At 33.7% G+C, this 12,137-nt stretch carries 8 protein-coding genes and 1 tRNA gene; 5 read left to right on the top strand and 4 right to left on the bottom strand.

The annotated features are described in order from the left end of the window. Both EG342_RS08915 and EG342_RS25625 read right to left on the bottom strand, forming a co-directional pair. Window positions 1-2,172 (bottom strand): prolyl oligopeptidase family serine peptidase, encoded by a 2,172-nt coding sequence (locus EG342_RS08915; protein WP_103294243.1) that lies wholly within the window; start codon window positions 2,170-2,172, stop codon window positions 1-3. A gap of 4 nt (window positions 2,173-2,176) precedes the next feature. Continuing rightward, window positions 2,177-2,299, bottom strand: a complete 123-nt coding sequence (locus EG342_RS25625; protein WP_260232383.1) for a hypothetical protein — start codon at window positions 2,297-2,299, stop codon at window positions 2,177-2,179. Window positions 2,300-2,551: 252 nt separating this feature from the next. Between EG342_RS25625 and EG342_RS08910 the strand changes: the two genes are divergently transcribed. From EG342_RS08910 to EG342_RS08895, 5 genes are all read left to right on the top strand, one after another. Beyond that, complete coding sequence (locus tag EG342_RS08910; protein ID WP_103294244.1) at window positions 2,552-4,297, top strand: helix-turn-helix domain-containing protein; 1,746 nt, start codon at window positions 2,552-2,554, stop codon at window positions 4,295-4,297. Between the two features lie 354 nt (window positions 4,298-4,651). After that, a complete protein-coding gene (locus EG342_RS08905; RefSeq protein ID WP_103294245.1) occupies window positions 4,652-6,172 on the top strand; it encodes a vitamin K epoxide reductase family protein in 1,521 nt (506 codons plus the stop codon). A gap of 97 nt (window positions 6,173-6,269) precedes the next feature. Next, on the top strand, window positions 6,270-6,434 hold the full coding sequence (locus EG342_RS25125; protein WP_164465164.1) for a bacteriocin-like protein: 165 nt from the start codon (window positions 6,270-6,272) through the stop codon (window positions 6,432-6,434). An 85-nt stretch (window positions 6,435-6,519) separates the two neighbouring features. Then, the gene (locus EG342_RS08900) at window positions 6,520-8,712 is read left to right on the top strand and encodes a peptidase domain-containing ABC transporter (RefSeq protein WP_103294246.1); all 2,193 of its coding nucleotides are present in this window, start codon (window positions 6,520-6,522) and stop codon (window positions 8,710-8,712) included. A gap of 312 nt (window positions 8,713-9,024) precedes the next feature. Next, window positions 9,025-10,323: an HlyD family secretion protein gene (locus tag EG342_RS08895; protein WP_103294247.1), complete on the top strand. Its 1,299-nt coding sequence runs from the start codon at window positions 9,025-9,027 to the stop codon at window positions 10,321-10,323. Window positions 10,324-10,705: 382 nt separating this feature from the next. Here EG342_RS08895 and EG342_RS08890 read toward each other — a convergent pair. Both EG342_RS08890 and EG342_RS08885 read right to left on the bottom strand, forming a co-directional pair. Then, window positions 10,706-10,779 (bottom strand) — tRNA-Met (locus tag EG342_RS08890). A gap of 44 nt (window positions 10,780-10,823) precedes the next feature. Beyond that, the gene (locus EG342_RS08885; protein WP_103294248.1) at window positions 10,824-12,116 is read right to left on the bottom strand and encodes a TlpA family protein disulfide reductase; all 1,293 of its coding nucleotides are present in this window, start codon (window positions 12,114-12,116) and stop codon (window positions 10,824-10,826) included. Between the last annotated feature and the right edge of the window lie 21 nt (window positions 12,117-12,137).

Here is a 12,137-nt window from a genome sequence, read left to right as displayed (position 1 = left end):
TTATTTTTTTGTATTTTCTTTTGGCTGATAGTCCGGATGTCCCAACTGCCAGAAAGCAAAGGCAAAAATATCTGAAAGATTCGAATGCGCATGAGCTGCAGTGGTATTCATGCCGTGCCCACCTTCATAGTCCACCTGAAGTAATACAGGATTTTTTGACGCATTAGCCGCTTGCAGTTTTGCAGCAAATTTCACAGGCTCCCAGACAAATACTCTAGGGTCATTTATTCCACCCGTTATAAAAGTTGCCGGATAACGGACTCCTTTTTTGATATGTTGATAAGCATCCATTTCCAATAAGGCTTTAAATCCTTCAGAATCTTTAGTTGAACCATATTCATCTGCACTACTCGTAGAGGAGAGTACATCTCGTAAAGCATTAGTCGTTGGAACCTCCAGAATTGCAGCTTTAAACAAATCCGGTCTTTCAGTTATTGCTCGTCCTACTGTAATTCCTCCTGCACTAGCTCCCCAGATTGCCACTTTATCTTTTGAGGTATATTTTTCATTAATTAAATAATCCGTACAATCAATTAAATCTTTCCATGAATTAGGCTTAGTTTCTTTATATCCTCCCAAACGCCATTTTTCTCCTTTTTCTGCACCTCCTCTTACATGGGCAATCGCAAAAACACCTCCTTCTTTTACCCATAATAAATACATCCTTGCAAAAACCGGATTTCTAGATATTCCATAAGCTCCGTAAGCATCTATTAAAACAGGGTTCTTCCCATTCCTTTTACTATTTTTATTATAGATAAGAGACAATGGTATTTCTTCACCATCTCTTGCTTTCACAGTAATTTCCTCAACTACGATATCTTTAAATTCCGGATATTCTGTGGTAGGAGCTATATTCTCTGTAAAAAAGGAATTTGTATTCAGCTCATATTTGAAACGTTGTTCTTCATTTGCCCAACCGGAACAGCTAACCCACAGATCCGAAAATTCTTTCCCTTTTGCTTGTAAGCTGATGCTTCCCGATGGATATGGAAGCTTGATAGGAGTATCTTTACCATCTTTATATAGGTATAGTTTCGCTTCTACTCCATTTTTGATAGTTGTGTAGTAGATCCCATCTTTAGTTATTCTATACTGACCAATAACTTCATCTTTTCTTTCAGAAACCAGGGTTATAGGATTTCTGAAATTTGGTTTTTCAAAATTAGTTTTACAAAGAGTGTAATTTTGAGAATTATACTGAGATAAAAAATACATTTCCTTATCAGCAAGCTGTAAAGATCTTACCTTATCATCTTTATCATAAAGAGGATTCCATGTTTTTTTATCTTTTAATAAATCTTGTTTTGAAATTATAAATGTTTGCCTGTAATAACTGTTATCAAGCAGCATTACTGTGTAGTACTTCTCATTATCATCTAAGATAATGGGAGGTTTATTTTCATCTAATTTTAATTCAGGATTATTTTTAGTAGAAAAAATATCCTTTAATTCTTTTGGGTTAGTTCCTATTTTATATAAAATAATCTGTGTATTCTTATAGAAGTCACGAGATCTTACATCATTAAGAGGAAAATAAGTGTAAAAAAAACCAGAATTATCATCAAGCCAATATATTCCACCAACATTAGCAGGCATTGTATTACTTATAATTTCAGGGCGGATATATTTATCCTTAACCTCCATAATAACTACTTCTGCCAATTCCTTTCCTTTTTCAGCCATGGCAATAGCTATCTTATCTCCTTTGTGACTTGGACTAATATAATTGATTATGTATTCGTGATTCCCATCAGAGTTTCTGAAATTTGTAGGGTCGAAAAGAAACTCTTCTTTTCCAGAAAATCCTTCTCGATAATAAAGCTTGGCAGTTTTTTCATTACTACTTTTCTTCAGGTAAAAATATTTATTATTACTTGTAATTTTTAAGTCAGATACAGAAAATCCTTGTCTACCATCAAATCCTAATCTTTGTTCCAGATAGTAACGCCTTTTGGGAATTTGATTAAGCAGAGAATTGGTATATTCGGTCTGTGTTTTCATCCATAATTTTGTAGAAGGATTTTCCAAATCTTCCAAATTTCTGTACTGATCCACCACCTTAGTTCCAAAATACTCCTCGGTTACCGGAAAAGATGGAGCCGGATTACTTTTCTGGCCATGTACAGAAATTAAATAAAAAAAAGTAATGATAAGTATTAATTGCCTCATGCTCCTAACGTATTATTGTCTCAGGTTTTTGAGGAATAAGTGTTGGAGGTTCATCTCCACCGGTATTAAAATTCATTTCACGACCACCTCCGCCTCCGGTGATAGTCTTCATGTTATTAATTTTCATGATTTGTGTTTTTTTCAATGATAATTTTTTTCCTTGTTCAATTGTTTTTTTCATGATAATATATTTAAAACATTGTGACAAATAAAAGAATATTTTTCAAGTTTACCATAAAAATGAACCCTAGATTTATAAATTCATATTTTAATTACTTCAAAAAAAATTCAATATCAGTCAATTACATTTTTATTGACACAGTCTAGTAGTGATTTTTTTTTAGCAATAAAAATGTAAATTTGTCACTGTATTTATGAGATGATGAAATATTTTTTTTTATTTATAATATTATTTAGCAGTTTCATTACTGCACAACAGAACAAAACTGATAGCCTGGATGAACTGAAATATTCAGAACTGAAGGATAAAATCTATGATCACTTTCAGCATAATAGAATTTCTGAAGCCGCTCAAATAGCAAAATATTATCTCCAGAGAGCAAAAAAAGAAAAAAATACTCTCGAAATAGCGGAAGGTTATAATCTTGTTCATTTCGATGCAGATTTTCCAACAGCTCTACTATATATTGATAGTATGGCTTCAATCACAAACAATATAAAAGGTGGTTTGTATCCCGCACGCACTTATCTCATCAAAGGAGGTCTATATTACACGCACAACAACTTAAAGGCAGCACTGGATAATTACATTTTGGGACTTAAATATGCAAAAGAACAAAATGATAAAAAGCAAATCGCTTATGCTAATATAAATATTGCCTATATCAATAATTATATAGGTAAAAATATTGAAGCTGCAAAAGTTTTCAGATATTATCTTTATCATAGGGATAACATAATAGATGATCAACAGAGCAGCCAGATGCGCTTAGCTTTAATAAGTTGTTATCTGGAAATGAATAAACTAGATTCTGCTAATATCTTAATTAATGAAGGACAAAAATTAGCGCTCATCAATAAAAATAAATACGAGCCATATCTCTATTCGTATTTATCCGGAAGCTACGATCTTAAGGTAAAAAATTACGATACTGCAATCACCAAATTAAACAATGCCTACAATTATTTTTCTAAATCCGGCGAAAATAGCAGTGCTAATTACAGTCTTTACAATCTTGGAAAATCTTATGAAGGAACAAAAAATAAAGAAAAAGCTTTAGAGGCTTATATTAAATTAGATTCCAGTGTACAAAAACATGACTTAGTATTTCCTGAACTTCGGGAGGCGTATACTTTTCTAGTAGATTATTATAAGGAAAAAGGAAATAAAGAAAAGCAATTGTATTATATCGATCGATTCCTAAAAGTCGATAAGAAGCTTGATGAACAAGTTCTTTACCTATCTACAGAATTACCAAAAAAATATGATACTCCTAACCTCTTACAGGAAAAAGAAAATATTATAGAAGATCTAAAGACAAGAAAAAACATTCTGTACATTTCTGTCAGCCTACTGATAATAACTCTTTTATTGGTTATATATCTCTATTTCAAATCTAAAAAGAAAGAAAGAGAGCAAAGAAAAATTGCACAGGACTTAATCAGTTGGGTTGAAAAGAGAACTCTTGAAGAAAGCAATATAAAAAATGAAGCCAAAGATACTGAAATAGCTCATATACCAACTCCGGAACAAAGTGAACAAGATGATAAGGCCTCTAAAATCATATCTGAAGAGGTCATTCAATTTATATTACAAGAATTGAGAATATTTGAATCCAGAGAGCTTTTTCTGAAAAAAGGGATCACTTTAGCCAGCTTGGCAAAAAATATAAAAACAAACACAGCTTATTTATCAGAAATAATCAATACTCATAAAGGGAAAAACTTTGCTACCTACCTGAATGATCTTAGAATTGATTTTGCTCTAAACAGATTGGTAAAAGATAAGAAGTTCCGTTCCTATAAAGTAGCTGTCATTGCTGAAGAATTGGGATATAATAATGAACAGGCTTTTTCTTTGGCTTTTAAGAAAAAAACAGGCACTACTTTGTCTATGTACATTAAAGAAATCAACAATATAGACGACAAAAAAAGAATTAAATAACTAATTGTCAATTATTTAAATCCTACAACCTTATAAAAAACCATTATAAATTTATAAATCTAAAATCTTAAAGCTTTTTTTGAGATTCAGACTTTTGTATGTTTGTTTCAGGTAAAAGCCTGAAATGTGGTTACAATCCATATTGTGTAGAATTGGAAGACTGGAGTAAAAATCCTTTGAAACAAAAAGCAATACAGTATTACAACCTGAAAATCTGTTACAAAAATAAAACATCGTAAAATAAAATATTGAAACTCAAATCAAATCTACCAACACCCGCTTATATCTCACTAATAAAAGAAAAAAATTTTTGTTTATTTAAAACATCTGTGTATTTTAGATAAAAATATTAATATGATTTTTGACAAACTAATAAACTATCTGAAACTTGACAAACAGGAATTTATTTTCCAGTTCAATTCTCATCCCAATTACCCATCAGCACTGGCGTTCAGTGATACTTTAAACTTTTTGGGTGTAAAAAACGATGCCTATGAACTTGATAAAGAATATTGGGACGAACTTCCGGAAGAGTTTATAGCCATTGTTGAAAATTCTTTCTCTCTGGTAAAAAAATCAGGAAATAGTTATTCTGTGTATTCTGAGAAAGCAAAAACACTCAACAAAGAAGAACTTTATAAAAATTCTACTGACTTTGTACTGTTATTTGAAAAAACTGAAAGTGCAGAAAATAAATCGGCATTCGACTTCAAACCGATTCTGTATGCTCTTTTTGCCGTTATCCTTATTTATTCTGCGATAAGCCAAACCATCACTGAAGCCATTTTTAACCTTCTTTCATTAGCAGGAGTGTATATTTCACTTGAAATTTTTAACCAAAAATTCGGAAATGTTTCAACTGTAATCGGGAGCATTTGTGGTGGAGGCGGAAGCGCTGCAGCTAGCCAAACAACAAATTCCTGTGATAAAATTATAAAGCAGGATAAAACCAGTATTTTAGGTTTAAAATTTGCAGATTTCTCGTTGATTTATTTTACAGGAATTGCAGTATTAGGGTTATTTTTACCCACAACAGCTTATATTGTGAAAGGATTTACTTTTGTTTCCATTATAGCAATTGGGTATTCTCTATACATTCAGGCTTTCGTGGAGAAAGCATTTTGTAGAGTTTGTCTGTTGATTATTTCAATTTTAGTAGGACAACTGGTAATCAGCATTCTATTTTTCCAAAATTCACCTTTAGGAATAGGCGCATTTCTATTAACGGCTATTTTATGGGTACTTATTTTTTCCGCTGTTTTATATTTTAATACCCTGCTTGAACAAAAAGAAGTACTTCAAAAATCCAACGCAAAAAATCTTAGATTTAAAAGAAACTACGAGCTTTTTAAAAGTCAACTCTTAGAAAAGGAAAAAGTAGAATTTCAGAATACTGAAACTTTTGTAGTGGGAAAAAAAGATTCTCCGCTTCGTATCTCCATCGTTTCCAATCCTTATTGCGGTTTCTGTAAAGATGCTCATAAATTGGCAGAAGGACTTTTAGAAAAGTATCCTAATGATATTTCTTTACAAATGAGATTCAATTATACTCCGGACAGAGCCAACGAAAAGTACACTCATTTAATTTCTGATCTTACATATATTTATCACAATAAACCGGAAAAAGAATTTTTACACGCTGTAGAAGAGTGGTTTGAAACAAGAGATGAAAGTAAAATCAATCAATTGTCAGGAGGTACTGTAACGTCAGAAAACCTGGAACCATTAGTTGAAATGTCCAGAGAAAATAGTAACGCCGGATTAAACTTTACTCCCATCCTTATTATCAACGGATATCAGTTTCCTGAGAAATATGACAGAGAAGATATTGTGTATTTTATTGATGAATTAATAGAAGATGAAGACATCAGTTAATAAATGTCGTTGATATTAAAATTTCACTATCTTAGGAAAAACAAAAGCGATATCCGAAAAGCTATAAAAGAGTAGGAAAAGCTAAAAACTATTGATCATGAAAAACATTAAAAAACTTTCAAGAGAGAATCTAAGAACCCTGAAAGGGGGTATTACTCAAGAATGTGCCAGAATCCAAAGTGAGGCAAGCTATTGTGAATCCAAAACAAACCCACCTAAAGAAGGGGCAATAAATGCTTGCAACAAATGGTGTTATTACTAATAACAACCATGTATTTGAATTATAATATTGAATAAAAGAAAAAATGTCGTCAAAATATGACGACATTTTATAATGAGTATTAGTTTTGAAAAAATTTCCTTTTTATAAGCAGCCAGACACTAAAGACTGTGGGCCTACCTGCCTTAGAATCGTAAGTAAATACTACGGCAGAAGCATATCTTTACAACAAATCCGAAACCTTTCTGAGACCACTCGCGAAGGAAGTAGCCTTCTTGGTCTGAGCGATGCTGCAGAAAACCTGGGATTCCGTTCAGTGGGAGTCCAAATCGACTTTAATACCCTTGTAGAAGAAGTTCCGTTTCCGTGTATCGTACACTGGAATAAAAATCATTTTGTTGTTGTTTATAAAATTGACAAAAATAACAAAGTATATATATCAGATCCCAGCTATGGACTGATCACCTATACCCGAGAAGAATTCATTACATTTTGGATCGGAGAAAACGCTAACGAAAATACAGAAGAGGGAATCGCCCTTATTCTGGAAACTACACCGGCATTCTTCCAAACTGAATTTGATACCGATGAGAGCAAGGCTAGTTTCACTTTCCTTTCTAAATATCTCCTTAAGTATAAATCTCTTGTTATACAGCTTGCGGTAGGTCTTTTAGGAGGAAGTTTACTCTCGCTAATCTTCCCGTTTCTTACCCAAAGTATCGTAGACGTCGGGATACAGAACCAGGATATTAACTTTATCTACGTGGTATTGCTTGCCCAAATTATGCTTTTCCTTGGAAGAATGGGAATAGAAGTAATCCGAAGCTGGATTCTCCTCCATCTTTCAGCCAGAATTAATATTTCAATCATCTCCGATTTCTTTATCAAACTGATGAAACTGCCGATAAGCTTTTTTGATACCAGAATGACCGGAGATATCATGCAAAGGATCAACGACCACCACAGAATAGAACAGCTTCTTACAAGCTCATCGTTAAATACTCTATTCTCATTGGTGAACCTTATCATCTTCAGTATCGTTCTTTTATTTTATGATTACAGACTATTCATTGTCTATCTCGTAGGAGCTGTATTATATATCGGATGGATCAGTTTCTTCCTTAAAAAAAGAAAAGAACTTGACTACAAAAGATTCTCTCAGGTTTCTCAGGAGCAAAGCAAGGTGATTGAGCTGATTAACGGGATGCAGGAAATCAAAATGCATAATGCCGAAAAACAAAAAAGATGGGATTGGGAATTTCTTCAGGTTAAATTATTTAAAATCAGAATAAAATCTCTTTCTTTAGAACAGTGGCAATCCGTTGGAGGGAACTTTATCAACCAGATGAAAGACATTCTTGTGAGTTTCCTTTCTGCAAAATTAGTATTGAGCGGAAATCTTACTTTAGGGATGATGCTTTCGGTACAATATATTATCGGACAGCTTAACAGTCCCCTTCTGCAATTGATCGACTTTATAAAACAATCGCAGGATGCTAAAATTTCCCTTGAAAGATTAGGTGAAATTCACGATAAAGAAGATGAAGAAGATAAAAATGAACAATATGCTACAGAAATTCCACACAGGGATATTGAAATTACCAATATGTCCTTCAGATATATTGGATCTGATGTTCCTGTCTTCGAAGATCTGAGCCTTACCATTCCTTATCAAAAAACTACCGCTATTGTAGGTGCCAGCGGAAGTGGAAAGACAACATTATTAAAACTCCTGATGAAATTTTACGACCCTGACCAGGGTGATATTAGAATCGGAAACACCAGCCTTAAAAATATATCTCCGAGGTACTGGAGAGACCATTGTGGTGTCGTAATGCAGGAAGGCTACGTATTTAATGACACTATTGCCAATAATATTGCCGTTGGTGAAGATCATATTGACAAAAAGAAACTAAGACGTGCAGTAGAAATTGCCAACATCAAAGAATTCATCGAAGGACTTCCTTTAAGCTATAATACAAAAATCGGAAATGAAGGAGTTGGAGTAAGTGGAGGACAAAAGCAAAGACTTTTCATTGCCAGAGCAGTGTACAAATCACCTGAATATATTTTGTTTGATGAAGCAACCTCTGCATTGGACGCCAATAATGAAAAAATCATTATGGAAAATCTCGAACAGTTCTTCAGAGGAAAAACCGCAGTAGTTATTGCCCACAGACTTTCCACCGTAAAACATGCTGATAAAATCATTGTACTGGATAACGGAAGAGTTGTAGAAGAAGGAAGTCATGCCGATTTAGTAGATTTGAGAGGAGAATACTACAGGCTGGTTAGAAATCAGCTGGAATTAGGAAATTAATATCATGAAAATCAATACAGCGGGATCCGAAAAGCTTACAGAGTAGGAAAAACAAAAAAACTAATATTTATGAAAAATTTAAAAAAGATCTCAAGAAAGGATCTAGCCTTCGTAAGTGGAGGAGTTGTAATTCCTCCGGACAACAACTGTTGTGGGTCTTGGTGCCTGGGAAGTTGGATGCCATGCAGAATGCATCACATTGCATGTCCACCGGATGCTGATACAAGTCCTCCGTCATGGTACGACGGAAACTGTCCATTTATTTAATTTATATTCCCTCTGAAATAATGGGGGAAATTTTACCTCAGAAAAATGAAAGAAGACGTTTTAGACAATATTGAACTCCGCTCAGAAAGCGTACAGGATATTCTTACCCAGCCTCCACATTGGATGATCCGCTGGGGAAACACGGTTATATTTATTATTCTCCTGCTCATTCTCGCAATGAGTTATATTATAAAATATCCGGAGTTCGTACCGGCTCCTATTATTGTAACCTCTCAAAATCCTCCTGAAAAAATGGAGGCAAGGATTGGTTCCAAAATTGAAAAAATATTTATCAAAGACCATCAGGAAGTAAAAAAAGGAGATGTAATGATGGTGATGCAATCTGCTGCCAATTATCAAGATGTACTGGAATTGAAAAAACTGGTAGATTCTATTGCGCCTAATCAGATCGTATCTTTTCCACTTGCTGTAGCTTCAAGATTTAAACTTGGAGAATTACAGGGTGATTACAACAGCTTTGCAAAAGCATTTCAGGATGAAGAGCTTTTCACCAGATTACAACCTTATGCTCCGGAAAGCCTGGCTGCCAATAACAGCATTTCAGAATACAGAATAAGAATTGCTACATTAAAGCAGCAGAAAAATCTGGAATCAGCGAAGTATGATCTTACCAAGAAAAACTTCCAGAGATCTCAGGAACTTTACAATCAAGGAGTTATTTCTGCCATGGAACTTGAAAATGAAAAGATTAAATATCTTCAGGCTCAACAAAACATGGAAAATATTAATATTTCCATCTCTCAATCAGAAGAAGGTATTTCCAATCTTAACAAAACCAAAAGTGGAACCGCCATTAATACTGAAAAAGATAAGATCACTTATTCTTCACAAACACTGCAGTTGTTTGAACAGCTACGCAAATCATTAAAGCAATGGGAGCAGAATTATCTTGTTATTTCATCTACTGATGGTGTTGCCAGCTTTCAACAGTTTTTTGGCGAAAATCAGTTTGTAAAGGCCGGAGAACCGATCTTATCTATCCTACCTAGGAACAAGGAAAAACTAGTGGGTAGAATGTCAGTGCCTACAATTAATTCCGGAAAGATTACTCAGGGAGAAAAAGTCTTGATTAAACTTGACAATTACCGTTTCCAGGAATATGGTATTATAGAAGGAAAAGTACAGAATATCTCTCTTATTCCTGATGATAAAGGAAATTACTATGTAGATGTAGTTTTACCGAAAGGGCTAAAAACAAGCTATAATAAAACATTGGTATTCGATAAAGAGCTTAGAGGTAGTGCGGAAATTGTTACGCAGGATTTAAGACTTATCGAAAGGTTCTTCTATCAGATCAGAAAGCTACTGGGATATCAATCCTGATAAATTGTATTAAGAATAAAAAAACAAAACCGTTTCATACAGTGATAACGGTTTTTTTGTGCATGCCGACTGAATCAACATCTGCACGTTCACATATGAATAATTACATCGAAAAGAAAGTCAAAAAAGACTTTTTGTCACAATTACATAATACGATGGAGTTCCCGTCAGATCATCCTATTTTAGCTGCTGTTTGACTCAAAAAAACTATGAATAGTAAGAATCTACAATATATAAGAATGAGACCCGGAATATCTTTAATTTTAGGTTAAGAAGATGTAAGTCTATAAAAAGAAAATAATTTGAGAAATTAGAATAGAAAACCTTATGGTTTTTAAAAGCAAAAACCGCAATCATGATAAACAATGATTGCGGCTTTTTGTAGCGAAGACGGGAATTGAACCCGTGACCTCAGGGTTATGAATCCTGCGCTCTAACCAACTGAGCTACCTCGCCTTTTTGGTGGTGCAAATATAGAAATTATATTTTAACTACCAAAATTATTTTAGTTTAAAATACTCTAAAACATTGCCAACATGCTCTGGTTTATTGATTATCTTGTTGTTAGCATCTAAAATAAAATACGTCGGAGTTGCATGCACATTGTACATATCTACGTAACTACTATTCCATCCCTGTAATTCGGAATCATTAACCCATGGAAATGCCGCAATCCTTTTTGTGTACGAGCTTTTGTCAACATCTAAAGAAAGGCCAATCACCTGAATATTTTTGGACTTTAAATCATTGTATTTTTCCAATAATTTTGGAAGCTCAGTTTCACAATGTGAACAGGTAGAAGACCAGAAAACAACAACCTTTTTATCTGCTTTTACATCATAAATTGATTTTGCTGTCGTATTAGCCGGTGACTTGAATTTATAATTAGGGAAAGCTGCTCCAATTTCTACATTGGCATTAGATTTTAAGGTAGAAGCAAGTCGATCGTTGATAGTACATTTAAGGTTCTTGGCAAGACCAAGATATTTGGTCTTAAGATCATCCATCTGGTATACATCAAAGATCTCAATCAATTCAGATAAAACAGTTTGCCCTCTCGGAGTTTCTACTTTTAAACGATCCAGAAGTTTATCCACAGAACCTGCTACATTTGTATTTCCACCTGAATTCAGATAAGCTACTAATACCGGTCTTAATAATGATGAAGACTCAAGCATATCATTAGACTTATCAAGGAAATTAATAATTTCGTCCTGATTCACCTTTTTAGCGGGATCTGATGAGTTAGATAGAAACTTGCTGTAATTGCTATTATAATATGATATAAACGGGTGCTGTGCAGCATCAATCGAGCCTGAAGTTCCGGAAAGTCTTTCAATCTCTGTTTTCAGTGCTTTTCCAAAGTCAGTATTATCTTTGTAATATTCTTTTATCTGAGCTAAAGCCGGGAGAATAAGCTCTTTCTTTTGTGATCCTTCCTGCTGCTTACTCATCAGCTCATTGGCTTCGTCAAGATAAATTATATCTTTAACTTTATTATTCTGAACGTCTAGCTTTAAGCTTATATTTTTATTTTCAGAAATAAAATTTATAGTATTATTAGAACCTGGGAAATAGACTTTCATCATTCCCATATAATGGCTAGGATACTTAAATGTCCATGTGTTATTCTTACTTTGTTCTTTAGTAACAATAACATCTTTTGAACCGTTTAATGTATATAGAATAGCGTCTTGATCTTTAAAATCTGCAGGGGTCTGAATGGTCACTGAAAATTGAGCCTGCAAAGCAAAAGCGGCCATAACCGCAGCTAGTGTATAAATCTTTTTCATAGAGTAAAAATAAAAAAACTC

Origin of the sequence: Chryseobacterium lactis (assembly GCF_003815875.1) — a bacterium.
Lineage (GTDB): Bacteria > Bacteroidota > Bacteroidia > Flavobacteriales > Weeksellaceae > Chryseobacterium > Chryseobacterium lactis.
The sequence above is the reverse complement of the archived record's forward strand: the minus strand, read 5'-3'. Positions and strand labels throughout refer to the sequence as shown.